Raw genomic sequence first — 25837 nt, 5'->3', positions numbered from 1 at the left:
CTTGGTAAGGAATCACGTTAGCCAGACTACTTTTTGACTGGAAGCATGATCTGCGCCGATGACATCGCTGTAAAGTTCGGGACGGCGTGCCATTCTGTAACGGTGACCGCCCGCCTGGGTCAGTTTCTCCGGTGTGCATGTGGCGATCGCGATGTCATCGCCAAGTGTTCTACATTCTGCTATAATGTCGCCGAATGGGTCGAGGATCATAGAGCAGCCATTTTTGAGCTGGTCGTCGTCCATCCCGATCGGATTTGAAAATATGGCATAAATCCCGTTGTCATAAGCTCTTGCCGGCAGCCATTTCATAAGCCATGCACGCCCTTTCAAGCCGTCAAATTCCAGTCGGAGCGCGGTCGGATCTTCGTGCCTTTTTTCCCACAAGGCCGGATCGGCAAAGCCAGCGCCGGGACGGGTGGAAGGCGTCATCATCGTCACGTGCGGCATGAAGATAATGTCCGCGCCAAGCAGTGCAGTAGCACGCACATTTTCAACGATGTTATTATCGTAGCAAATCAGTATCCCGCATTTCCAGCCATACAAATCAAACACAACGTATTCGCTGCCCGGTGTAAGGTTGCTGTTGATGAACGGATGCAATTTTCTGAATTTGGCGATCAAACCTGTTTTGTCCACGCAAACGTATGCCTTAAAAAGACTTCCCGCTTCGTCTTTCTCAAAAAGTCCGGCCAGGACGGCAATGTTATGTCTGGCAGCAATGTCTATGAGTTTCGTTATGCTGGGCCCGTCGGGAATGGGCTCGGCAAGTTCGGTGAGTTGCTCGCGATCGAGCTTCCTGGCGAATGTGTAGCCGGTCACGGAACATTCATGAAAAGCGATAACCTGCGCGCCGTCGGCTGCTGCTTTCTCCGCCAGCCTGTCGATAGCGAGCAGATTGTAGGCCTTATCACCGCTTTTGTTTTCAAACTGGGCCGTAGCAATTTTTAGATTCTGCATACAAATAAGATCTTTTTGTACAAAGCTATATGCTATGAGCAAAACTGGAAATAGAAAGCGCCATAAGTTGAAAGCGAGTTTCTGAACGGTAGACTTTTGGCAGTCTTCATTATTGGATTATTTTATTTAATAATTAGATAAAAAAGTTGCCAGGTAAGGTTTGGTTAATGTTTTATTAATCATTTCTTAATAAGTCTCGCTTTACTTTGACCCATGGTTTGGCCAACCTGCTACACTTGAATTGCTGTCACCGACTTTAAATGACTTTATGGAAAATCAACTTTTATTAAAACGGGAAGTATTGCGAAGCTTCCAGAAATACCTCTTGCAATGCTGCCTGGCATTCGCTGTCACACTGCTGGCGGGGCACATGGCGCTGGCGCAGGAAACCAACATTTCAGGTGAAATTAGGGATGAAAAAAACAGCGCGATCCCAGGCGCGAGCATTGTTTTGCAAGGCACCGCAAAAGGAACTACAACGGATGCAGATGGCCGTTTTTCATTGAGCGTTCCAAGATCAGGCTCCGTGCTCATCGTGAGCTTTCTGGGTTATAAGCGCCAGGAAATTGCGGTGGGAAGCCAAACCAATTTTCAGATCAGACTGGAACCGAGCACCGACGACTTACAGGAAGTGGTGGTTGTGGGATACGGAACGCAGCGTAAACAAACGCTCACCGGTGCGATCTCCAACATTGTTTCCGAAGACATCAAAACCACCACGCATACGAGTCTTGCGCAGAGCCTGCAGGGAAAAGTGGCTGGTGTGCAAATCCGTCAGAATTCGGGCGAACCTGGCTCATTCAGCACGAGCATTAACATTCGCGGGTTTGGTGAGCCGCTTTATGTTGTCGACGGCGTAGCGCGTGATGGCGGTTACGAATTTCAAAAGATCAATCCGGATGATATCGAAAGCATTTCTGTATTAAAGGATGCTTCTGCTGCGATTTTCGGAATCAGGGCGGGAAATGGTGTGGTGATCGTTACGACCAAAAAGGGAAGCAAGGGAAAACCGAAGTTCAGCTATAATGCGGTTTACGGACGCCAGAGTCCTACGGATGTTCCACAAATGACTTCTGCATTGCAATGGGCTGAAATGCGGAATGATGCTGCCAGAAACCTGGGAGAAACGCCGGTTTACACGGCAGAAGAAATTGAAAAGTTCAGATCGGGAGCGCCCGGTTATGAAGGAACAGACTGGTATAAGACGGTGTTGAACAAATCAGCTTCCCAGCAGCAACATTTTCTCTCGGCTTCGGGTGGGGAAGGAGCTGTGACCTATTTTACTAGTTTTGGTTTTCAAAATGAAAATGGTCTTTTGAAAAGCAAGGATATGGGTTACAAGAAGTACACTTTCCGGGCGAATGTGGGCATTGATCTTACCCAAAACCTGAAAGCCGACCTAATCCTTTCCGGACTATTTGACAAAAGAGATCAGCCAGGAGACAACTTTTTCAATATTTACAAAGGAACACGAATCGCACTGGCGACAGAGCGGCCTTATGCCAATGACAACCCAAAATATCCTTCATTGCTGAGCGGTGGCTACAATCCCATTGCGCTTGCAGATGGCGACCTGACCGGCTACAATGAAGAAGCGAACAAATTTTTCCAGTCGACCTTTGCATTAACGTATTCGGTTCCTTTTGTTCCTGGTTTGAAATTGAAGGGATTAGTAGCTTACGACAGCAACAATTACCGTAATAAATCGGTCTCTAAAAGCTATAACCTTTACACTTACGATGCAGCGACGGATAAATACACGGCGCATCTGCAACGGAATCCTTCACGCATTGGCAATAATTTTTCGGATAACAACCGCGTCACATTTCAGGGACAGTTGTTTTACAACACGGTAATCGCCAAGAACCACAATGTGGGGGCAACATTGGTTTACGAACAACAGGAATCCAAAAACCGCTGGGCGGGATTAGGAAGGGAATATGCTTTTTATACCAATGACCAGATCGACCAGGCCGGGCTTAACAATCAGACAACCAGCGGTTCCGAGAGCGAATATGCGAGCCAATCGTTTGTAGGAAGATTGAACTACGATTTTAAAGAAAAATATCTGCTTGAAGTTGCGGCACGCTATGACGGCTCTTACCGCTACCACCCGGATCGTCGCTGGGGATTATTCCCGGTGGTTTCGGCCGGCTGGCGGGTTTCGGAAGAACAATTTATGGACAAGATTCCATTGATCTCCAATCTTAAACTGAGAGGTTCTTACGGGCTTGTAGGCGCTGATGCAGGTGCGCCGTTCCAGTATGTGCCCGGCTTCTCGCTTACGGGCGGAGGCGGATATGAGTTTACCAACGGCAACTATACAACCGGTGCCGCTTCACCTGCCATTGTTAACGAACAATTGACGTGGTTTAAGTCGAAAATCAAGGACGTCGGCATTGACATTGGCCTTTGGGACAACCGCATCGACCTGACTTTTGATGTGTACCAACGCGACCGCAAGGGCTTGCTGGCCAGAAGGAATGTTTCATTGCCTAACACATTTGGCGGAACATTACCCGATGAAAACCTGAACAGCGACCGGGTGCAAGGGATTGAATTCTCGGCTGCCTATAATGGTCAGATCCGCGATTTTAAATATGGCATTTCAGGGAATTTCAACTTTGCCCGCACCATGAACCGCTACGTGGAAAGGGGTGATTTTCTGAACAGCATGGATAAATGGAAAACGGGGACAACCAATCGCTGGAACGACGTCGTATGGGCTTATCAGTTAGAAGGCCAGTTCCAGAACAAAGATGAGGTGATTTATGCGCCGATTCAGAATGGCGACCTGGGTAACACACGTGAGCTTCCCGGTGATTTTAAATACAAAGATGTGGACGGAAACGGCATGATTGATGGGAATGATGCGTTGCCTTTGTTCTTTGGCGGCGATCCGAAAATGTACTACGGTGTGACATTGAATGCTTCCTGGAAAGGTTTTGACTTCAAAGCATTGTTCCAGGGATCGGGAAAATACAGCGTGCGTTTTCGCGAAGTATATGCTGAGGTCTTTGCCTTCCGCGGTAACACGCCAGAATATTTTTATGACAGATGGCATCTGGATGGTGACAATGAGTGGATTCCGGGAAAATGGCCTGCGTCGCGTTTCAATTATAATGTCGGAGCGATGTATGCAGAAAGCTCGGCGTGGCGGAAAGATGCTTCTTATTTGCGGTTCAAAAGCGCACAGCTTGGTTACACTTTCAATCTGGCATGGCTGAAAAAGATCGGTATCGATGACGTGCGGATCTACGGAAATGCGCACAACATTTTCACCTGGGCCGACCCGTTTGTAAAGCCATTTGACCCGGAAAAAATCGAAGGGTTGTTTGGCGCCGGGCTTACTTATCCCGTAACCAGAAGCTACAACTTTGGTATTAATGTTACATTCTAATTGCTGAAATAATGAAATTGACCAAACATATATTCATCCTCTTGTTGCTGCTAACGGCGATTAGCTGCGACAATGTGCTCGATAAGCAGCCGCTGGACAAGTTGCAGGGAGAAAACCTCTTTTCCAATCCGGAAGGGGTCAAATTATACATGGCGAATTTGTATTATCAATTGCCTATCGAGGATTTTACGTTTTTCAGACAGGGTTTCAACTGGAACACAGGCGACCCGAACAATGGTGGATTTGCACCTGCTATGATCACCGACGAAGCGGTTCACACGGAATTTGGGGATTTCATCGGAAATGATGATTTTCAATGGTGGGACCAGGGTTATAAACTCATCCGCGACACAAATATCCTAATCGACATTATCCCTACATTGGACGTGAGCGAGGACGAGACCAAAGCACTTGTAGGCGAAAGTGCATTCATTCGCGCATATGCCTATTTTGCATTGGTTAGAAGATATGGCGGCGTTCCTTTAATTACGGCGGTTCAGAAATACGAAGGCGATGTGGAAGCGCTTAAAGTGCCGCGCAGCACAGAAAAAGAGACGTGGGATTTTGTGTTAAAAGAATGTGACATAGCCATCGCAAACCTGACCGATTCATGGCCAGGCGGTGAGAGACGTGCTACGAAATGGGTGGCTTATGCACTCAAATCCAGGGCTGCCTTGCATGCTGCTTCGCTGGCAAAATATGGTGACAGAGCCCCAATTTCGGGCACGGCGGTAGATCAAAAACTGGTTGGACTGGATAAATCGGCTGCTGCGGAATATTATAAGGCTGCAATAGAAGCTTCTGAGGCCATTATTTCATCGGGTAAATTTGCGCTTTATAAACCTTCACCTGCCAGTCCCGAAGAAGCGGCTGAAAATTATCGCAAGCTTTTCGAAGATCCGAACATTGCGCCTACGGAAGCTATTTTCATCAAAGGTTATGCACGTCCAGGTTCAGGAACGGGACATAATTACGGAATCTGGTTTCAGCCCAATCAAACTGCCAACGGATGGCCGCACCCAGGCCGCATGAATCCGACGCTGGACCTGATCGACGCTTATGAAAGTTATACAAACCCAGGGCAAAGTGCGCCGGTTACAACAACAGTTGCGGGCAATGATGTGAGCGATTATAACGGGTTTGATCCTGCCAAGAATTACAAACGTTACGACGATCCTGCCGGAATTTATAAAGATAAAGATGCGCGCTTGTGGGCAACGGCTATCCTGCCAGGAACGGCCTGGAAAGGCCAGAAGATCATCATTCAGGCGGGTTTCATCAAACCGGACGGCAGTGCACAGCTGTTTGGCGGTGAACCGATCAAGGTGGGCGGCACGACCATTTATCCGTACGGCGCCGCCGACAGGACACAATATTCCGGCTTCGATACCTGGGGAGGAAATAACACCCGCACGGGCGTCAGCTTTAAGAAATTCCTGAACGAGGGCGTGAATGTTGCGCCGGGGTGGAACCAGACCGTTTCTGACTGGGCAGACTTCCGTTATGCCGAAATCCTGCTGAATTACGCCGAAGCCATCATTGAAAGCGGCACCGGAACGGCGACAAAAGGCGCACAGGCATTGAATGACATTCGCCGTCGGGCAGGCCATACCAAAAACATTCCTCTGACGGTCGAAAATGTGATCCGGGAAAGAAGGGTAGAGCTGGCTTTTGAGAACAAACGTTTCTGGGATTTGATCAGAAGGCGTGAATATCATACGCTATTCAACAACCGCGTGCGCCATGCGCTCGTTCCGGTGCTGGATCTGCGTGTAACGCCTGCGAAATACATTTTCATCCGCCAGAACATTGCACGGCTGAACCCGGCAACATTCGATTACAAGCAGTATTACCGTTACGTTCCTGGCATCGGCGCGAACGGGTTGGTTCAGAACCCGCAGTATTAATACGCTTCCCGCCAGCGGGAACTCGACTTCGAACTTAATCTTGAAACTATAATATCAAACATTGTGAAATCACAGATATACATCAGCGCGCTGGCCATGTTGCTCTTCGCCTCGGGCTGCAAAATTGACAATTACCCTGCGCCGGATGCGCAGCTGTACGGGACTTTCCTGGATGCAGAAACCAATGAACCCGTAGAGCAGGACATTATCCGCGGTAGCACGATCGAATATATAGAGCACGGTTATGCTTCTCAAACAAAGCAGGTTATGCTCGTCAAAAATGACGGGACATACCGCAACAACCTGATCTTCGCGAATCAATACACCATTACACCGGTGCGCGGAAATTTTGTTCCGACGGAGCCGCAGGAAGTGACGGTAGCAGGCGAAACGCAGCTGGATTTTAAAGTGCAGCCTTACATTCGCTTGAAAGATGCGAAGATCGAGAAGGTTGGCTCTAAGGTGATCGCAACGTTCAAAATCCAGCAGACGGTGATCAATAATGTGCGGAAAATAGGTCTTTATGCGCATCCAGAACCCTCGGTAGGGGAGCCTATGCGGACTGTTTTGTCCGAAACGGAGATCAATGGCGCGACGGATCCGAATAAGGTGTACAAGCTGGAAATTGATATTCCTTCGAACAGCAATAACTTGAAAACGGGCAACCAATATTTTTTCCGGGTCGGCGCGATCATCGATGCACCAGAGTCCAAGTTTAACTATGCGAAGGCGGTGCAGATTGCTTTGTGATGGAGAGATGAGAGCTGTCAGGCTCTTTTGAGGGAAACCTGCTTTGGGCGGACGAGAGCCGTCAGGCTCGATGATTTGTTGGGATGGATTTCAATCCATCGGCTTGATGATTTCTGGTGTTGTTCCCCTGGATTGAAATCCAGGGTTAGGGTGTCTTTCGAGCCTGACGGCTCTTTTGAGGGAAACCTGCTTTGGGCAGAAAAGAGCCGTCAGGCTCGATGATTTGTTGCGATGGATTTCAATCCATCGGCTCGATGATTTCTGGTGTTGTCCCCTGGATTGAAATCCAGGGTTAGGGTGTCTTTCGAGCCTGACGGCTCTTTTGAGGGAAACCTGCTTCGGGCGGACGAGAGCCGTCAGGCTCGATGATTTGTTGGGATGGATTTCAATCCATCGGCTTGATGATATTTCAATCCATCGGCTCGATAATATTTCAATACATCCAATGCTAAGATTTTTAAACTAAACCTTTAACCATGAAGTTTTTTCGATTCCTTTTGCTCTTGCCTTTTATTTCATTCGGATGTAATGGTTCGGATGATGTTAAACAACCTGTTGATCCTAAACCAATTGAAGCAGTTAAGTATGATGAAACCGGTGTGCTTTTCAAGAGCTACAAAGGACTGGTTATGGCCGGTTACCAGGGCTGGTTTACTGCCGAAGGTGATGGTGCTGGCCGCGGCTGGCATCATTACCAGAAAGGTGGCAAGTTCGAGCCCGGTTCCACTTCTATCGACTTTTGGCCCGATGTAAGCGACTATCCTAAAACTTATAAGACTGCCTTTAAATACAAGAATGGCGAAACAGCGCCGATTTACAGCCCGTATGATGAAGAGAGCGTCGATTTGCATTTCAAGTGGATGAAGGAGCATGGCATTGACGGCGTTTATATGCAGCGGTTTGTGTCGGAAGTGAAGGGCGAGAGCGGCAAAAAGCATTTTAATAAAGTACTGGTCAATGCATTGAAAGCCTCCAAAAAATATGGCAGGGCCATCAGCATTATGTACGATCTGAGCGGCTCTACATCTGCGGATATGGATTTTATCGTAAAAGATTGGGAGGAGCTGCAAAGCACATTTAAGCTTTTTGATAACAAAGAAAATCCGCAATATCTGCGGCATAACGGCCGTCCGATGCTGGCGATCTGGGGCGTGGGATTCAATGACGGGCGCAAGTATACCATTGCAGACATTCAAAAACTCGTTAAAAAAGTAAAAGGGCCGACCAAGAAGGCTTCAATTTTGCTGGGCGTGCCCTATTATTGGAGAAGTCTGGGTAAGGATACGGAAAACTCCACTTTGCTGCATACAGTTGTGAAAAGCGTGGATGTGGTGATGCCCTGGGCAGTTGGGCGCTACAATTCATCCAGTTATACGAGCGTTGCGGGACCTAATCTACCGGCCGACATCGCCTGGTGCAAGGCCAACAATGTCGATTACGCGCCGCTCGTTTTTCCTGGTTTTAGCTGGGGTAATTTAAAGAACGATAAATCGCTCTATAACGAGATCCCCCGCGGAAAAGGGGACTTTTTATGGCAACAGATTGCAGGCGCAAAGCTTTCGGGCGCCGAAGCGTTGTACGTGGCGATGTTCGACGAGGTGGATGAAGGAACGGCGATTTTTAAATGCCGTCGCGAAGGTGAATTGCCCGAAAATGCAGGTGGGAAATTTGTAGGGATAGAGGCGGATCTGAAAACGGATCACTATCTGTGGCTCACCGGACAAGGCGCCAAATGGTTTCACGGGGAGCCGGGTTTCAGTGCCAAGAAACCTGAAAGACCGAATTAAGTTTGGAAATGGGCGGTCAGGAATGTAAAACTTCCGGCATGTCCTTTTGAAATTCTTCCCCGTAAATCCGGCTGTATTCTCTGGCGAAATTCTCAAAAGTCGTTTTCGCCAGAGAATGCTTGCCCAAAAGCGCCAGCGCCTTGCATTTGATGGTCATCGCTTCTTCATTAACCGGGTCAAAATAGAAGATATAATTGGCGACTTTGATCATAAATTCCGGGTCATCCGCGATTTTCACAGAAGTAACATAACGCAGATAAGCATCGACGATCTCGTTCGAAATTTCAGATTTAAAACTGTCCAGCCATTCATATTCCAAATCGGCCAGAAATGTGCCGCGTTTGCTGATCTGCGACAGGTCCACAATGTCCTGCTTTGAAAGCACGCGCTTATCGGACACGAGTTTCAAATATTCGGCATAATCGACGTGGATCTGCTCATAATCAATGTTAACGCGCCAGTAACCGCTCTCCTTGGAAACATGGCACCATTTGAGTTTGTCCAAAATCCCTTTCAGCTTCGCAATGTTAACAGCGCGGTTATTACGCGCACTTTCCGACGATTTATCTGACCAAAGCAATTCCTTCAATCTTTCAGAACTAATCCCTTCCCGGCGCACGGAATGTAACAGGATTACCAGGAAAAGCTCTTTCAGCAAAGGCGTGAATAACCTTGTAATCTCAGTGCCTTCGTCATCAAACAATTGCAGGTTACCAAAGAGCATAATGCTGCTATGAAGCGGGATGACCTTCGTTTCAATGCTTTTTTCAGGAATGTCAATGACGGGAACAGTTACAATGCCAGCCTCCGTTTTTGGATGTTTTTCGGCAGGAACAGGAAGAGTTGTTTGAACCGTTTCGCCGGGTTTACGCCTTTTGTAAAAATATATTCCTGCAATCACTGCCACCGCCGCTCCGATGATCCATAACATATTTCCTGACTTCGCAGAAGCCTGCGCAATGGTAGGAACCGTTGCTAATGGCGGAGAGAAAAGGGAGTAGATTGAGACTTTTGTCTGGTTTTTGTCTGTCCGGAATAGGGTTACTGCGACAAACCTGTCTGTCGATTCATCGAAGAAAAGGTCTGCAAATGATTCCGTATCAATGAATTCAAAAGGAATTTTTGAGCCGACGGCCTTGTATTCTGGCTTGGAAAGCGATCCGGTGATGAGCTGTAATTCAGAGTTGAATTTGTCTTTTGGGAAAATCAGCGCATAATAGGCGTTTTCCTTTTCCCGGATGATCATCGAGTTGGCAAACACAAAATCCTCCTGAGGAGCTTTCAGCTCATATATTTTTTTAAATGTCCCGGTTTTGGTATTAAAATAAATGAGATCATACCAGTTTCTCGGGTTCAGGATTTGCCTTCCCGTAATGCTGCCATACCCGCCCATGATGTACGCGCCGCCCGTTGCCTCGCCCGCAGCCGCCAGATAACGCGGCGAAAAAGCGCTGTCTTGCGGGCTCGATTGCGACCATTGGCCGGTTGCCGGCTTATATTTTTGAATAATGTTTTTGTATTCGAGATGGCCGTAACCGCCTAGTACATAAATCGTTGAATCCGTTTTAGAGTAAAACTTATTGGCATGCAGGAAATGGGTTTTCAATTCGGCCTTTACATTGTTTTTATCCCATTTGCGGCTAATCGTATCAAAACTGGCAACTTGTTTTTCGTTGATAAAAAGATTATAGATCCGGTTTTTTGATTTCTCGTAAAACACCTGATTGTCCATAAAAAGCGGCTGGCTCTCATACGGAATGCGTTTTGTCAGGTTATTAGAAATGCGGTAGGATGTCAATGTATCGTTGCCAACCACGTAAACGATCCCGGCTGATTGGTCGCACGTAACGCGGGCTGGGCCTTGCACCAGGAACGTTTGCAATGGCTGCCATTCGTGATGCATCTTTTTGATCCATAATGGGTTAGTAACGAAGCCATCGGTGTGTTTTGCGGTTCCAATTGCCTTGACCCCGGTCATTTCATCCAGATTCCAGCGATATTTTTCACTGCCGTTCTCGCTGATGGCCACATTCCGGATTTTCATCGGCGGAACGTCCGTCGTATTGAAGTTTTTGTATTTGTTTGCCCCAAAGAGAATCTTAAAGCAGCCATCTTTTTCCAAAAAAACTTTCTGCTTGAATTGCTGCGTCCCGCTGAAAACCGTAAGCGTGCCCGCGCTTTTATCAAATACCAGCCTTATTTTATTCCAATGCTGGTAAAGTGCGTTTTCGCTGATATCGAAGGCGATTTTGGAAAATTTATCGCCTATAACCACCTTAAAGCGGTCTTTATTCAGAGAAGAGTTGTCGTAAAGAATGTCAATGTTCTTCTGATCGTTTTCGATAAGACGGACAATGTAGCCGAAGTAATTCTTTTTGTGTTTGAGAAAAGAAACCTCAAAGGACAGCTCGAAATTTTTATCGAAACATAATGTCCCCTCCGGCGAAAGATCCAGGCCGGTCCTTTTATCCTGCACCGATTCAAAACTTTCAAAACCAAGTCCGTAAGATTGGGCAGGGCACAAATTGATCATCCCGTATCCAAAGTGGAATGCAAGCAGGATGACAACGACTTTTAAACATTTACACATATTCAAACGACCACGATCTGGCAGGGTACTAATAATGGCTTAATAAGTAAATATTAAGATTTTTTTGTCTCTATTTTACTTTGCTCCCAATTTATTTGTTTCACCAACAATCCGGCCAGGTTACTGGGAAGCAAAAAAGGCACCGGAATATATTCCGATGCCTTTTCGATATGCAACTTTAAGATTCTATTTTACCGGTTTCTTGAAAACAGCTGCGTCCACAGGCGTGTTTACTGATACTTTGTTGGTAATGAACGACATTGTGCCCATTTGCGCATTGGTAATGTCCATGGTGTTGGGAAATTTCACGCCTTCCACTTCCTTGTAATCCGAAAGCTCGATCTCGCCGCTCTGCCCATTCATGTCCACTTTTACCTTGCTAACCAGGAACGTTTCCGCGTCCAGATATTCATCCATTGATGTGCCTTCCTTCGAAGTTACTTTCAGGTGATACACATCTTTCTTGTCCAGTTTTTCTTTGCCGACAAGCTCCACTTTGTTTCCCTTTTCCTTATAATTAACAAGGCCGCCAAACGGGTCCAGGGATGCAATCTGTTGTTTCAGCTGATCGGCTGGCATATCCTCCGGCTCACCCGTTCCGCCCATTTGTGCTGGACGGATCATCCAACCCTTGGAATCGTCCACAACCTGCACCATTGAATTTCCCATAATAGTCGATTCATTGCGAAGCGATTTGCCCACCACAAGAATCGTTTTCGTTGGGATTTCCATTCCCTGTACAGCCAGTGAACGTTCGGTGATCACCGTGTTAACGGCTTTAATTTTATCCATTCCGCCAAGTGCAGCCACATGCTTATCCACGATTTCATCGACAGTTTGCGCAAAGGTGCTTGCCGAGATCAATGCCGCTGCGACAGCGACGAACAATTTGGTTGTTTTCATATGTAGGTTTATTTGGAGTAAGTAGCTTGTATCTTCTTAAAGTATTGATAGTAAAATAACTACCGGGGCGTTCCGCCACCTGCCGGAGCCGGACCGGATTGCTGTCCGCCGCCTTCGCTTTTCACGTCGTCATTGTTAACCGACTTCGCTTTGCGTTTTGGCGCGTCCATAGTCATTTTCCCGATTTTGTATGTAAATGTCAGCCTGATGCCACGGTTGTACATGTAAATGTCGTTCACCTGATTAAATTCCAGCGATTTCAGCTCGGTGTGCATTTTAAAACGTCTGCTCAGGAAGTTTTCAGCTGCGAGTCCAAGACTTGCCTTTTTATCCGCAAATTCTTTTTTCACACCCACGGTATAAAATCCGAAACCACCCTGGTGACCCTGCAACTGGACCGTATTTCCCTGCATAAAGCCGAACGCCTGCGCCCCCCAGCCATTTTTGAAAGTTGCCTGTGAGAACAACCCGCCGCTCACCACAAAACCTGTATTTTCCAATTTCCGTGTAACACCTTTTTCCAATGTCTGACCAGTCAGCGTAGCATAATACATGTTGGAAAAGACCCCGAAGCTGATCTTGGAAGTGGCAGCCACGTTCGCGAAAATGTTTACACCATAAGCGTGCTGTTTTCCAATGTTCTCATAAGTGGTAATAATGGCTCCTTCGAGTGTATCCGATGGCTGGCGCACCTGCGAGATCGCATTGTTGGTGACGCGGCCAAAGAAAGTGGCATTCACGAACGTCTTTTTAATGTTCTTGCTTACGCCTAACTCGAAGTTGTTAGTCAGCTCAGGTCTCAATTCGGGGTTACCGATGGTAATGTTCTGAGGGTTGGCCGAGTTGAAGTTCGGGTTCAATTGCTGTAATCCGGGACGTTGGATCCGGCGGTTATAACCCAGTTTCAATGTTGTTCCTTTGAAAGTTTTGGAAGCATTTACACTTGGCACAAGCACGCCATAATTACCCACGCCGACAGTTCCTTCATTGGTGCTGGCATCAATAAATGTATGCTCGTAACGCAAACCTCCTTTGAAAGTGTAACGCTTCTTGGTTGTATAAGTGTAGGAACTGTAACCTGCCGCAATGTTCTGGTGATAGGTCAAATCTCCCGCGGGCTGGTCCAGTTCGGGACGGAAGTCGCCGGTTGGTTCAGCGATCAGGAAGTTGTATGCGCTGGTAACCTCTCTGAAAATCCCTTTTCCACCAAATTCCAGCAACTGGTTTTTCTTGATAGGCGTCTGATAATCAGATTGGAATGTAAACTCCTGGTTGATGCTTTTGTTCAGGTTGCGCTGACGGTTAACCAATTCGCTGCTGCCATTCAGGATATCTGCGTCAAAGTCGTTGGTCAGGTCGTTGCGGCTGTAAAGCGTCGAAATGCTCCATTCCTGCTGTGGTTTGAAAGTATGGAGGTAATCAATGTTCGCATCAATCGTTCCCGAAAGGTTTTTTGCATCCACATTCCGCGCGGTGTTAAAGTCCATTTCACCCGTTTTCATAATGCGTGTCATCAGGTCCTGCTGGCTGCGGAAATTCCGGACCCCATAACGCACGCCGGCTGTAATGCTTTGATTTTTCGCCAGATCGTAATCAAATCCTAGGTTGTAATTTCCAAATAAGCCACGGCTTGATCCGTCGCCTGTTTGGCGCGTTACCGTTGAAACGTTGTCGACAATGCTGGTCTGTTCGAGGTTTGTTTTCGTGATCGTATTATACATCCCGCGGCCGAAACCACCGATGGTGAAACCAGCCTTTCCTTTGCGGTAACCACCATTCAGCGAAAGAATAGATCCTCTGTTTCCAATGCCGGAGTCCACATTCAGGTTCAATCCCTGCAGGCTGTTTTTCTTGGTAATAATGTTTATGATCCCGCCTGAGCCTTCGGCATCGTATTTGGCCGATGGGCTCGTGATCACTTCCACTGTTTTGATCTGATCGGCAGGAATTTGCTTCAATGCGTCTGCAACGCTGTTGGCAATGATCGTGCTCGGTTTGTTGTTCACCAGCACGCGAATGTTCTGGCTTCCGCGCAAGGAAACATTACCGTCCAGGTCGACTGTTAGTAATGGCACTTTTCTCAAAATATCCGTCGCATCGCCACCTTTTGCCGTAATGTCCTTTTCGGCATTATAAACAAGCCTGTCGACTTTTTCTTCTATCAAAGCAGCTTGTCCGGTAACCGTAACTTCGTTCAAAGTTTTCGTATTGGATGACAAAGTAATTACGCCAAGATCCAGTTCCTGGCCTTTGGTGATTGCAATGTTGTCTATTGTTTTATTTACAAATCCAATAAATGAAATCAAGACCTTGTAATCGCCTGCGGCGAGCTTGGATAATGTGAATTTTCCTTTTTCATCGGCTACTGTTCCGTCCACAGCCTGGCCGGTTGCTTTGTTATAAAGTGCAATGCTTGCGAATTCAATGCCTTTTGCTGATGAAGAGTCAACGATTGCGCCGGATAGTTTTGCGTTTCCTTTCGGAGTTTGATCGCCCGCAGTTCCGGGCAGTGCCTTAGGCTGGGCGGTTCCGCCGGCACCTGGAAATTGTGCAATTGCAGGAGAAACGAAGGTGGCCAGAATGATGATTGAAGCTAGAAAAAGTTTATTCATTTTTATAGGATTGTATTTGCACCATAAAAATGCAACAGAATAAAAAAACCTTATAGTAAATTATGATAAAGGCTTGATTAAACGGGATGGATGAAGCGCTGGGACAGATGGAAGTATGGATGATCTGCATGCAAATGCATAGCCCGATCTCGACGCCTGTGTCGTATATATGGAGATTAGAGAAATAATTAGGATTAAACTTTGAATCCTATATTAAAAATGACTAAAATCGGCATGACTATCTCGGTTAAAGCCATATTATTTGCGTCATGCGTCTTCGGAATGCTGGCTTGCGGACCTGAACTGCCTCAGGATGTGAAGCTTGCGTATGAGGAACTGCCGGAAAACCTGGATTATAATCAGCATGTGAAACCAGTGCTGTCGGACAAATGCTTCGTCTGCCACGGACCGGATAAAGCCAAACAAAAGGCCGGGTTAAGGCTTGATTTACAGGAAGCTGCATATAGTGATCTTCCGGAAAATAAAGGAAAAGTGGCGATTGACCCGGGCAGCCTGAAAAACAGCGAAGTATTCCACCGCATTCTTTCAGGCGATCCTGACTATATGATGCCGACGTCGGCATCGCATTTGAGTTTGAACGCCAGGGAAAAGGCAATTTTGATCAAATGGATCGAAGAAGGCACTGCTTACAAACCACATTGGGCCTTTGTAAAGCCTGAAAGAGTGGAAATGCCAGACGTCAAAAATGATAATTGGGTCAAAAACCAGATCGATCATTTTATCCTGGCCAAGCTGGAAACCGAAAATCTCAAACCTTCCGCCGAAGCAGATAAAGAGCTGTTATTGCGTCGGTTATCACTCGATTTGACCGGATTACCTCCGTCCATTGCAGAAATGGATCGCTTCTTGAATGACAAATCGGCCGATGCCTACGAAAAACAGGTTGACCGGCTCATGAACTCACCACATTATGGAGAAAAAATGGCTGTTGACTGGCTGGATCTGGCGCGTTTTGCGGATTCGCATGGCTATACTGTGGATCGTCTCCGCGACATGTCGCCTTACCGCGACTGGGTCATCGGTGCATTCAATCGGAACTTGCCTTACGATAAATTTTTGCACTGGCAGCTTGCCGGCGACCTGATGCAAAAACCTACGAAAGAAATGCTGATCGCTACGGCATTCAACCGGAACCATCAGCAGAATATGGAGGGTGGGATCATTGAGGAAGAGTTTCAAACGGAATATGTTGTCGACCGCACCAATACATTCGGCGATGCAATGCTTGGACTATCAGTAGGTTGTGCCAAATGTCACGACCATAAATATGACCCGATCTCCCAAAAAAACTACTACGAGCTATTCAGCTTTTTCAATAATGTAAAAGAAGCTGGACAAATTTCCTGGGACGACGCGCTTCCCACACCAACGCTCATGTTACCGACCGATGCGGAGGAGAAGATGCTGAAATTCCTGAAATCGAGAGAAATGGAGCAGCAAAAGGCTGTCGTGCAAATGAAAAACAATGATCAGACTGGTTTCGAGAAGTGGCTTAGCAGTGCTGGCTTGCGGGAATTGGCAAGTGAACGAATTCCGTCTGCGGGCTTACAAGCACATTTTTCGTTTGATAAAGGTGCATTGAGCAGTAAAGTTTTATCCAATGAGGTCAATCAGGCTGAAAAGGCAGTGATGAAACGGGAGTCGGGCCAGCCTGGCGGAAAGCCGGTTTTTGTAACGAATCGAGGCGGATATGCCATGCAATTCGACGGTGATGTTTTTTTGGATTTAAATCAAATCGGCGTTTTCAGAAAGTCGGAACCTTTCAGCATTGGAATTTGGGTAAATGTGCCTGAGAAAATGAAAGAGGGGGTGATTTTGCATAAGAGTCAGGCGGAGCGGCTTTATAATTACCGCGGCTATCATCTTTATCTGAAAAATAACAAGCTGGAACTGAATATGGCGCATACTTCGCCTTCAAATGCGATTACAAAAGTTTCGAAAGTCAATGTGCCGAGAAATAAATGGATCCAGCTGACGATCACTTATGACGGATCGTCGAAAGCGGCTGGCTTTAAGGTGTTTATGGATGGTGCAGAAATGGCGATGGTTACGGAAACGGATCAGCTGACCAAAGATATTTTATTCAAATCCAATGTGCAGCCCGGCTTGCAAATTGGTGCCTGGTGGCGTGGCAACGGTTTTAAGAATGGTCTGGCAGATGATATAGTAGTGTACAACCGCGCGTTAACCCCGTTTGAAATCGGCATTTTAGCAGCTAAAAATGATTGGAAGTCGATTCTTTCCTTAGATCAAACGGCATGGTCGGACGAGCAGCGGAAGGTGTTGAAAGAGTATTATTTTTCAGCTGTTTCTAAATCGGTTACCAAAGCGGAAATGGATCTTCAAAAGACCCGGACTGCGCTGGCTGATTCTACGGAGCATATCAAAGAATTAATGGTGATGGCAGAAATGCCAAAACGGAAAAAGGCGCACATTTTGCTGCGTGGAAATTACGATTCTTTCGGGGAAGAGGTTTTTCCTAACACACCCAAATCAATATTGGTATTTCCTGAAAATTTGCCCAAAAACAGATATGGACTTGCGCAGTGGCTGACGAGTAAGGACAATCCGCTGACGGCCCGGGTGGCGGTGAACCGGTTTTGGCAGAACTTCTTTGGCACCGGATTGGTGAAAACAACGGAAGATTTTGGTAACCAGGGAGAAATGCCCAGCCACCTTGAATTGCTGGATTGGCTCGCGATTCGTTTTCAGGAATCGGGATGGAATGTGAAAGAGCTTAACAAGCTGATTGTCATGTCGGCCACTTACCGGCAGCGCTCGGACGTTTCGAAGGAAGTTCGCGAAAAAGATCCGGAAAACCGGCTGCTTTCGCACAGTCCTGCCAACCGGCTTACCGCTGAAATGATCCGGGATAATGCATTGGCAGCGAGCGGATTGATTAATAAAAGAGTTGGCGGAAAGAGCGTCAAGCCTTATCAGCCGGATGGGCTTTGGGAGATTAATAATACAAGTTATCAGCGGGATTCAGGCGACGCAGTTTACCGGCGAAGCTTATATGTGATAACCAAAAGATCCGTCCCTAATCCTACGCTCGCCACATTCGATGCCACGTCGCGTAGTTTTTGCATGGTAAGGCGGCAAAAAACCAACACCCCACTGCAAGCGCTTGTCACATTGAATGATCCGACGTTCAACGAAGCCATGAAAGTGATGGGGCAGCAAATGGCTTCAATGAAGAATACAAATGATGCTATTATAATGAGTTACCGCAAATTGACAGGCAGAAAGCCTTCGCCGAAGGAAGTTGTGCTTTTGATGGATCTGCAAAAAAAGCAGGTGGAAAAGTTCAGCAAAGAACCCGGAAAAGCGTTGGGCTGGCTGACGCAAGGGCAGTTTGTTATTGACAAAAAAATGGATTTGACGCAAATAGCGGCTAATGCAGTTGTGGCAAGCACGATATTGAATTCGGATGCATCCCTAACCAAGCGATGAACCATGGAAGACCATCACAAAGAACCGTTCAGGATCAATAGCCCTGAATTTGATATACTAAATAAAAAACTGGAAAGACGGAATTTCCTGGTTAAAACCTCGCTGGGACTGGGTGCGCTGGCGATGGGATCGTTATTTGGTTCGCAAAAGCTCTTTGGTTCCGGTGCGGCCGCTACCACCGAAGGGGCGGCGGCATTGGAAGAAAAAGTCCTGAAAGCGCTGCCCCACATTGCCCCTAAGGCAAAACGGGTGGTTTACCTGTTCATGGCGGGCGGCCCTTCACAGTTTGAAACATTCGATTATAAACCAAAACTGGTTAATATGGCCGGCCAGAACTTGCCCGACTCGGTTAGGAAAGGGCAGAGGCTTACGGGCATGAGCGCGAACCAGAGTTCTTTGCCGGTGGTCCCGTCGGTTTATGGATTTAACCAGCATGGCAAAAGCGGCACTTGGGTGAGTGAGTTGATGCCGCATACTGCCAAGGTTGTGGATGAGTTGTGTATGATCAAATCCGTTTATTCCGAGGCCATTAACCACGATCCGGCAATCACTTTTTTCCAAACGGGCAATCAGCTCCCGGGCAGGCCGTCTATCGGTTCGTGGGTTAGTTATGGATTAGGGACCGATAATCAAAATCTGCCATCATTCATTGTCTTAGTTTCAAAAAATGGTGCAAGAGATCAGCCGTTGTATGCCAGGCTCTGGGGAAACGGCTTTTTGCCTTCCAAACACCAGGGCGTTCAGTTCAGGTCCGGGAAAGATCCGGTGCTTTTCCTGAATAATCCCGAAGGCTATGATGGCGCAGACCGGAGGGAAATGTTGGATTACCTGGCAAAGCTGAATCAACTCCAAAATGAGCCCTACGGTGATCCCGAAGTGGACGCGCGCATTGCACAGTATGAAATGGCTTTCCGGATGCAGACATCCGTGCCGGAAGTGATGGATACCGCCGGTGAACCGGATGAGGTTTTCGATTTGTATGGGCCGGATAGCCGTGATGCAGGGACTTATGCGGCTAATTGCATTCTCGCTCGCAAGCTTTTGGAAAAGGATGTCAAGTTTGTGCAACTCTATCACCAGGGCTGGGACAACCATGGCGGACTGCCCAAAAGCATCGCCCAGCAATGTAAAAACACAGATCAGGCCACGGCTGCATTGATCATGGATTTGAAACGCAGGGGATTGCTGGACGATACATTGGTTGTTTGGGGAGGAGAATTCGGGCGCACGGTTTACTCGCAAGGCAAACTTACTGCCGATGATTACGGCCGCGACCATCACCCGCGCTGCTTCACTATGTGGATGGCCGGGGCGGGAGTGAAGCCCGGAATCAGTTTCGGTGAGACGGACGATTTTAGTTATAACATTGTAAAAGATCCTGTTCATGTGCATGATTTTCAGGCAACATTAATGCACTTAATGGGCGTTGACCACGAGCAGTTGACTTATAAATTTCAAGGCAGAAGGTTCCGGCTCACGGATGTGCATGGCCATGTGGTAAAAAGCATCCTTACTTAGGCAATGCGCTATGCAACCGTTTTCAAGGATTTTGTGTCAGAAGTTATAATGTACAAAATTTGCTTTTTACTTGTAATGATAATTGGCGTTGCGCTGACGGGCTGCAAAACTGCTGAATCGACACTTTCGATCCGGCGGGTCAGAAATTATGATCCTAATGCTTCAAACCACATTCTTTTCCTGGATTTCAAGATTAGTAAAGGGAACGGGAAAATGGAGACGGTTGAGCTGGTTAATGCAGTTTCAGGAAATGGGAAGCTTAAAAATTTAGCTGCGCCTGTTCATAGTCCTTATCGGATCGTTGTAATCCCGCGCTATCCGGTTGATGATATGGAAAAGGCATTGGTTTTCGAGCATCCGCTTTACAAGTCTGTAGAGGTTGCCAGCGGGGACGGACGGCTGACCAAACAGGATTTAAACGCAAAGGAAGGCATACTTTCTGTTCGTATTCAAAATGATAATGGTCTGGAAAAGGTTGAATTATACAGCATTACACCTGGAAAAGAGAACATTAAAATCTACACACTTAACTTAGAATAGATGGCCAGATTCTTTACCCTCGTATTATTTTTAATTTCATCTTTCGCCTGCTTTTCTCAAACTTTTGAGGTCGATACCATCTATAAACATGGCTCCATCGATAACAGGGTTAATGTTGTTATTCTGGGCGACGGTTTTACACAGACCGAACTTCCGAAGTTTACGGAAGAGGCAAGGGAATTTGCGGACTTCTTTCTCAACTACGCGCCGTACAATGTTTACCGTAACTATTTCAACTTTTTCTCTATTGCAACACCGTCCAAGGAAAGCGGCGTGAGCAATCCGGGCAATGCACCCGACGCGTATCCCGATCAGCCTGTTGGTAAGAAAGACACTTATTACGGGACGACATTCGGCGAATACATTCATCGGCTCGTTGTTGTCCAGAACTATCAGAATCTCACGAATGTGCTGGCCGTCAACTTTCCAACGGCTGATCTGGTCGTCATGCTGGTTAACACACCATTCTATGGCGGTTCAGGCGGCGGCATTGCGGTCCATACATTGCATTCAGCTGCGAACACTATCGGCGTTCATGAAATCGGACATACATTTTCTTTTCTGAATGATGAATACTGGGCTGGGCCGCAATATGGCTGGGAGGCGCCTAATATGACAGCCATTACCGATCCGGCTACAATAAAATGGAAAAACTGGCTGGACGAAACCAACATCGGTATATTCCCACACGGCGAAGGTGAGGCCGCAAAATGGTTTAAGCCAACGCACGCCAACTGCCTGATGGAATATCTCGACCGACCGTTTTGTGCAGTTTGTAAAGAGGCCACGGCTGAGCGGATTTTGCAATATGTAAGTCCTATTGACCAGGTTTCGCCTGAGCCATCGCAGGGAATCGTGCTTTCGGAACAACCCAAAACATTTAAATTAAACCTGGTCGAGCCCGAGCCCAACAGCTTGAAGGTAACATGGACGCTGGACGGAAAGTTGATCAGGACCGGAAGCGAAATAAGCTTAAATGCGGCCGATATGGAGGAAAATTCGGGCAACTTAGTTGCCTCGGTGTTTGACTCAACATTGCTAAGCCGACGTGATAGCAGGGCGAATGAGCGTACTAAAACGGTTCAATGGACTTTGGTCAAAAGCAATGCACCACTTGTCTTTAAAGTGAAAATTTCTGATCCTAACGTTTGTCCGGGTGAGTTTAGCTTGCTCACTGCATCCGGCTGCGCCGGAAATGTTTCCTGGTCCACAGGTGAAGCTGGGTTGTCTATTAATGTAAACCCAAAGGCAACAACCGACTACACTGTAACATGCAAAACGCCCGGCCAGCCTGATTCCACATTAAAAGTAAAGGTTATCGTCTTTGAACAACCAAAAGCCACTGCGACCAACACAGGCCCTTACTTTGAAAAAGAGACCATTGAACTTTCAGCCGACGGAGGCATCAGCTATTCCTGGCAAGGACCGGAAGATTTTAAATCCCAAACCCAGACGGCACGGATCGAAAATGCAACTGTCAAAAATTCGGGCGTTTATGAAGTTCGGGTGGTAGACGGAAATGGCTGTGCAGACACCGCGACAACGGAAGTAAAAGTGGCGCCGATATTAGCTGTTGAAAATCCAGCCAACGCACTTGTACAGGTTTCACCTAATCCGGCAAGAGGTTTTGTGCAAGTCACGACGAAGCTGGCAGGAACGTCCCTGTTCACGCTGTTCGATATACAAGGCAGAAAAGTAATGGATAAGCAGTTCGAGCAGCAAACAGAACTGAATTTGAATAGGACGACGGGATTGTATTTATACAAATTCAGCAATGGAGGCAGAGAGGTCTCCGGAAAGCTGCTGATTGAGTAGGATGATGAGTTATTGTAAGCGACTGTCACACTGAGCGGAGCCGAAGTGCGTTACTGCTAGCAGAAGCGCACTTCGGCTCCGCTCAGTGTGACAGGGGATGTAACATTTTACTCACTAACCGACTTTGGCTTGCGGCCTACTTTTGTACGGTTTCTAATTTTGTCTGGTCTTGGGCGGATCTCTTTGTCCTGAAAATAGAGCTTTAAGGATTCAAGAATGATGTCTTTTTGCGTCAGACCTTCCCAGTAACCGTAATCTTTCATGTTTTCCATTAAAATGTAATCACAATCAAATGTTACTTTGGTGGGCGCTCCGTCTGCAACCTCATTGGTTTTGTTGTTATCAACCTCCTCCTGAATGTCAGCAACCCGCGGAAGCGGCGCAAAATCGAATTTCCTTTCCTTAGCCATCGTGTCAGTTATTGATTCGTTCTAAAATTTCTCGTGTCAGTTTGTAATAATCTTCGGCACCATTACTATTCGGTGCGTAATCAAATATGGTTGTTCCGTTTGCCTGCGCTTCGGAAAGCGCAATGTTGTCGCGGATATAGGATGCCATGAAAACATCGCCCAGTTGTTCCTTCGTGGCGTTGATCAGTTCATGGCTGATCTTCTTTCTGATTTTAGGGTTATATCTCGTTGCAAAAACGCCGCCTAGATTTGTGTTCGGGCTAATCTTTTTGATCTCCGCAGAATAAACCAGAAAATTCCGAAGACCCTCATAACTCAAAAACTCAGCCTGCAAAGGGACATAGTACTGGTGGCACGAAACCAGGGCCAACCGCGTATTTCCATACAATGCAGGCGGGCAGTCGATGATCACGAAATCGTAACGGTCCTTGATTTTTTCCAATGCAATTTTCAGGTTGAACGGAAATACAGGAGCCGCCTTAATGGTGTCTTCGCGGTGTATCAATTCTGCCGATCCAGGCAACACATCAATATCCCCAACCCGCTTCACGATCTCATCAAATTCATATTCGCCGGTAATGAACGAGCCACTGTCTTTTTTAAGTCCTGCATGCTGAATGCCGAAACTTTTGGTAAGGCTAGCCTGCGCATCCAGATCAATTACCAGCACCCTTGCATTGGCAAATTTGCTGAGACCGGCAGCAATACTCTGAGCCGAAGTGGTCTTTCCCACACCGCCTTTGTTGTTGACAATACTAATGATTTTCATTTAAAAGTATTATAAGTATAAAAAGATAATAGTTTATTTCCAGTTTGATACGTAAATAAACGTAAAATAATTTTATACCTAATCCTTAGAAATAAAAAGCTTCAAAAGTTTTTCGCTTTGTAAATGTATAGATCTTTTTAAAAGAATGATAAGTATTATATGAATTTATTTTTAATGAGGTCGTAAGTGGCTCATTTACAAGCAGGGGATATCACATAATCATTTTCAAACAGTCGGTTTCACAACACCATCCGCCGAGCTCGCCAGCAACTTCGCCGTAACATACCGATGAATCCTGTACATCAATAATGCAGTCACCACAACAGCAACAACAACCACATTGCCTAATGTCGGATAATGTTCAATAAATCCCGTGCTGGTTTCTGAGACGATGAACCCTGCGAGGAGCGAGGCGAGGCCGCCGGCGATTTGCTGGATTGATGAGTTGATTCCCATAAACGCACCGCGGTCCTGCGGCTCGGGAACTGCCGTCATCAGCGCAGATGCGGAGATCATTCGGCCGGTTATTCCTACAAAGAGGAGCACATTCAAAATGATAATAATCCAAAGCGGTGTGACGCCGAGATTGCAATAAATGAGGGTCATTACGCAAGTGATTGCAGAGCCGGCGAGGAAGACTTTGTACTTCCCGACCTTATCGCTAAGCTTCCCGATGAACGGACTGAAGACCAGCATGCAAAGTCCGGTGATCATATATAAGGTCGGAAGTTGTGCTTCCTGAATGCCGAGGTTGTTGACTCCATAAGCTGTCCCGAACGGCATCAGCATGAAACCTCCGGTGGCTAGTAATGTGGTCGCTGCAAAACCCTGAAGATATTCCGGGCGGGATAGTGTTTTTCCCAAATGCTGGAATGCATTGCTCTGGGTCTGGATTTTCAAATGTGCATTAATCGGTTTCATGTAAGTCACGATAAGGAAACCTACAATCAGGCTTAATCCGACGATCATCAGGAATGGGGCATGCCAGCTGAATTCCTTTGCAAGGTAAAGTCCGATTGGAATTCCCAAAACCTGGCTGCTCGCAAAGGCCATTTGCACAAATCCCATCACACGGCCGCGCGCGTTAATCGGGAACAAATCTGTAATAATCGCAAAACTGATAGAGCCGATTACGCCGCCAAAAAGCCCGGTGAAAACGCGAGCCATGAGCAAAAAATGATAAGTTGGAGCGATGCCGCATAAAAACGTGCCGATTATAAAGCCCGTATAGAAGAACAGGAGCATCTTTTTGCGATCAAACTTATCAGCAAATCCCGCCGTAAGCAGGCCGGCCGCACCTGCGCTGAATGCATAGGCCGACACCACGAGCCCGAACTGGCTCGTAGAGATGTCGAGTTTGTCGAGTAAAATGTATCCCAATGGCGAAAGCACCATGAAATCCAGTACGATCGTGAATTGTAATGTGGCTAAAATGGCTATGATAAACTTTTCATAGCCCGAAAAAGTGCTTGGTTTAGATTCTGTCATAAGGTGTGGTTGGTTTCTAGTCTGTTAATTCTTCGCAGTTGAACCCCGCAGTGGTCACCAGGTGAATGACGGATTCATGATGCGGATGCGTCGCTTCGATGCGCAGGACATTGTCGCAATCAGATAAGTCAATGTTCCATTTGATGATTTCTGAACAGCCGTTGAGAAGCGGAGTCAGGGACTTAACATGCTTTTTGCGATTTATATTGGTACGGAATACCAATATAAATTCCGGTTTGTTGAGATTATTTTTCATGTGAGCTAATTTTAAGACAGCCAAAAGTCGCTGTTTCAAGGTTTTAAAGCTTTGATAACCAGGCCTAGCGTCAGATTTATCTTCTCTTCATCCAAAACAAATTGCGGCCGACCCGGCATACTTGTTTTTGCAATGTGAAATTTCACTAATTGATAGAGCGGGGCAAAAGCAATTGACCAGTAAATTTCAACCGGCAAAGGAATGACTTCATTTCTTTCAATGGCCCGATTTACAAACCGGTGCATCGCATTCAGGAACCGCGTGTCAATATTAGAGCGGTCGACCAAGGGTGAATGCTTGACTTGCTCCGTAAAAAACATGCTGTATGGATTCTCGAAACAGTAATTCATCCGGTTAAGCCACTGCACTTTCAAGCCGTCGTCGAAATGGGATTCGGGATCAAAATCGCGTAATGTGGCCTCCACCATTTTCTGCATTTCCTCGGCATACAGTTGCTGGATCAGGTCTTCGCGGTCTTTGAAGTAAATGTAAATGGTCGCCACCGAAACGCCTGCCGCTTTCGCCAACTTATGCATGCTCAAACCTTCAAATCCATGATCGACGATCATTTCAATCGCCTTTTCCCGAATGACCGTTTCTTTGTTAATATCTCTGGTTCTCAATTCATAAAGTATCAAATTTCAACGCAAATATAAATGAA

At 46.7% G+C, this 25837-nt stretch carries 17 protein-coding genes; 8 read left to right on the top strand and 9 right to left on the bottom strand.

Annotated elements, in window-relative coordinates; genetic code table 11:
• Window positions 1-12 precede the first annotated feature (12 nt).
• Complete coding sequence (locus G395_RS0103945; protein WP_026628890.1) at window positions 13-957, bottom strand: nitrilase family protein; 945 nt, start codon at window positions 955-957, stop codon at window positions 13-15.
• A gap of 268 nt (window positions 958-1225) precedes the next feature.
• Between G395_RS0103945 and G395_RS0103940 the strand changes: the two genes are divergently transcribed.
• The 4 genes from G395_RS0103940 (at window position 1226) to G395_RS0103925 (ending at window position 8801) form a co-directional block, all read left to right on the top strand.
• Window positions 1226-4357: a SusC/RagA family TonB-linked outer membrane protein gene (locus G395_RS0103940; RefSeq protein WP_026628889.1), complete on the top strand. Its 3132-nt coding sequence runs from the start codon at window positions 1226-1228 to the stop codon at window positions 4355-4357.
• A gap of 11 nt (window positions 4358-4368) precedes the next feature.
• Window positions 4369-6264 carry a RagB/SusD family nutrient uptake outer membrane protein gene (locus G395_RS0103935; RefSeq protein WP_026628888.1) on the top strand — a complete coding sequence of 632 codons (1896 nt, stop codon included), beginning with the start codon at window positions 4369-4371 and terminating at the stop codon, window positions 6262-6264.
• A 63-nt stretch (window positions 6265-6327) separates the two neighbouring features.
• Entirely contained in the window at window positions 6328-7014 is a 687-nt protein-coding gene (locus G395_RS0103930; protein ID WP_229203956.1) for a DUF3823 domain-containing protein, read from the top strand.
• Between the two features lie 476 nt (window positions 7015-7490).
• Window positions 7491-8801 (top strand): glycoside hydrolase family 99 protein, encoded by a 1311-nt coding sequence (locus tag G395_RS0103925; RefSeq protein ID WP_026628886.1) that lies wholly within the window; start codon window positions 7491-7493, stop codon window positions 8799-8801.
• A 16-nt stretch (window positions 8802-8817) separates the two neighbouring features.
• On the opposite strand, the gene G395_RS28455 is transcribed toward G395_RS0103925, so the two are convergent.
• The 3 genes from G395_RS28455 to G395_RS0103905 form a co-directional block, all read right to left on the bottom strand.
• Window positions 8818-11391 carry a hypothetical protein gene (locus G395_RS28455; RefSeq protein ID WP_051349963.1) on the bottom strand — a complete coding sequence of 858 codons (2574 nt, stop codon included), beginning with the start codon at window positions 11389-11391 and terminating at the stop codon, window positions 8818-8820.
• Window positions 11392-11577: 186 nt separating this feature from the next.
• Window positions 11578-12294, bottom strand: a complete 717-nt coding sequence (locus tag G395_RS0103910) for a LolA-like protein (RefSeq protein WP_026628885.1) — start codon at window positions 12292-12294, stop codon at window positions 11578-11580.
• A 59-nt stretch (window positions 12295-12353) separates the two neighbouring features.
• Window positions 12354-14906, bottom strand: a complete 2553-nt coding sequence (locus G395_RS0103905; RefSeq protein ID WP_157486530.1) for a TonB-dependent receptor — start codon at window positions 14904-14906, stop codon at window positions 12354-12356.
• A 219-nt stretch (window positions 14907-15125) separates the two neighbouring features.
• On the opposite strand from G395_RS0103905, the gene G395_RS0103900 reads away from it, so the two are divergent.
• The 4 genes from G395_RS0103900 (at window position 15126) to G395_RS0103885 (ending at window position 22253) form a co-directional block, all read left to right on the top strand.
• Window positions 15126-18380, top strand: coding sequence for a DUF1553 domain-containing protein (locus G395_RS0103900; RefSeq protein ID WP_229203954.1), 3255 nt, complete (start codon window positions 15126-15128; stop codon window positions 18378-18380).
• Window positions 18381-18383: 3 nt separating this feature from the next.
• Entirely contained in the window at window positions 18384-19898 is a 1515-nt protein-coding gene (locus G395_RS0103895) for a DUF1501 domain-containing protein (RefSeq protein WP_026628882.1), read from the top strand.
• Window positions 19899-19973: 75 nt separating this feature from the next.
• Window positions 19974-20438, top strand: coding sequence for a hypothetical protein (locus G395_RS0103890; protein WP_051349962.1), 465 nt, complete (start codon window positions 19974-19976; stop codon window positions 20436-20438).
• Entirely contained in the window at window positions 20439-22253 is a 1815-nt protein-coding gene (locus G395_RS0103885; protein ID WP_026628880.1) for a M64 family metallopeptidase, read from the top strand. It begins immediately after the preceding gene.
• 107 nt (window positions 22254-22360) lie between these two features.
• Here G395_RS0103885 and G395_RS0103880 read toward each other — a convergent pair whose 3' ends face one another.
• From G395_RS0103880 to G395_RS0103860, 5 genes are all read right to left on the bottom strand, one after another.
• A complete protein-coding gene (locus G395_RS0103880) occupies window positions 22361-22663 on the bottom strand; it encodes a hypothetical protein (protein ID WP_026628879.1) in 303 nt (100 codons plus the stop codon).
• A gap of 4 nt (window positions 22664-22667) precedes the next feature.
• The gene (locus G395_RS0103875; RefSeq protein WP_026628878.1) at window positions 22668-23432 is read right to left on the bottom strand and encodes a ParA family protein; all 765 of its coding nucleotides are present in this window, start codon (window positions 23430-23432) and stop codon (window positions 22668-22670) included.
• A 225-nt stretch (window positions 23433-23657) separates the two neighbouring features.
• Complete coding sequence (locus G395_RS0103870; RefSeq protein WP_026628877.1) at window positions 23658-24920, bottom strand: MFS transporter; 1263 nt, start codon at window positions 24918-24920, stop codon at window positions 23658-23660.
• A gap of 16 nt (window positions 24921-24936) precedes the next feature.
• Window positions 24937-25176: a hypothetical protein gene (locus G395_RS0103865; RefSeq protein WP_026628876.1), complete on the bottom strand. Its 240-nt coding sequence runs from the start codon at window positions 25174-25176 to the stop codon at window positions 24937-24939.
• Window positions 25177-25211: 35 nt separating this feature from the next.
• The gene (locus tag G395_RS0103860) at window positions 25212-25799 is read right to left on the bottom strand and encodes a TetR/AcrR family transcriptional regulator (RefSeq protein ID WP_026628875.1); all 588 of its coding nucleotides are present in this window, start codon (window positions 25797-25799) and stop codon (window positions 25212-25214) included.
• Window positions 25800-25837: the final 38 nt, after the last annotated feature.

Source organism: Dyadobacter alkalitolerans DSM 23607 (assembly GCF_000428845.1).
In the GTDB taxonomy this organism is placed as follows: domain Bacteria; phylum Bacteroidota; class Bacteroidia; order Cytophagales; family Spirosomataceae; genus Dyadobacter; species Dyadobacter alkalitolerans.
This window is presented reverse-complemented; position numbering and strand designations above follow the sequence as displayed.

Bases quoted from the DNA above. Each gene is read 5' to 3' on its own strand.
- G395_RS0103945 (WP_026628890.1), bottom strand. From the start codon at position 957: ATGCAGAATCTAAAAATTGCTACGGCCCAGTTTGAAAACAAAAGCGGT.
- G395_RS0103940 (WP_026628889.1), top strand. From the start codon at position 1,226: ATGGAAAATCAACTTTTATTAAAACGGGAAGTATTGCGAAGCTTCCAG.
- G395_RS0103935 (WP_026628888.1), top strand. From the start codon at position 4,369: ATGAAATTGACCAAACATATATTCATCCTCTTGTTGCTGCTAACGGCG.
- G395_RS0103925 (WP_026628886.1), top strand. From the start codon at position 7,491: ATGAAGTTTTTTCGATTCCTTTTGCTCTTGCCTTTTATTTCATTCGGA.
- G395_RS28455 (WP_051349963.1), bottom strand. From the start codon at position 11,391: ATGTGTAAATGTTTAAAAGTCGTTGTCATCCTGCTTGCATTCCACTTT.
- G395_RS0103910 (WP_026628885.1), bottom strand. From the start codon at position 12,294: ATGAAAACAACCAAATTGTTCGTCGCTGTCGCAGCGGCATTGATCTCG.
- G395_RS0103905 (WP_157486530.1), bottom strand. From the start codon at position 14,906: ATGAATAAACTTTTTCTAGCTTCAATCATCATTCTGGCCACCTTCGTT.
- G395_RS0103900 (WP_229203954.1), top strand. From the start codon at position 15,126: ATGACTAAAATCGGCATGACTATCTCGGTTAAAGCCATATTATTTGCG.
- G395_RS0103895 (WP_026628882.1), top strand. From the start codon at position 18,384: ATGGAAGACCATCACAAAGAACCGTTCAGGATCAATAGCCCTGAATTT.
- G395_RS0103890 (WP_051349962.1), top strand. From the start codon at position 19,974: ATGATAATTGGCGTTGCGCTGACGGGCTGCAAAACTGCTGAATCGACA.
- G395_RS0103885 (WP_026628880.1), top strand. From the start codon at position 20,439: ATGGCCAGATTCTTTACCCTCGTATTATTTTTAATTTCATCTTTCGCC.
- G395_RS0103880 (WP_026628879.1), bottom strand. From the start codon at position 22,663: ATGGCTAAGGAAAGGAAATTCGATTTTGCGCCGCTTCCGCGGGTTGCT.
- G395_RS0103875 (WP_026628878.1), bottom strand. From the start codon at position 23,432: ATGAAAATCATTAGTATTGTCAACAACAAAGGCGGTGTGGGAAAGACC.
- G395_RS0103870 (WP_026628877.1), bottom strand. From the start codon at position 24,920: ATGACAGAATCTAAACCAAGCACTTTTTCGGGCTATGAAAAGTTTATC.
- G395_RS0103865 (WP_026628876.1), bottom strand. From the start codon at position 25,176: ATGAAAAATAATCTCAACAAACCGGAATTTATATTGGTATTCCGTACC.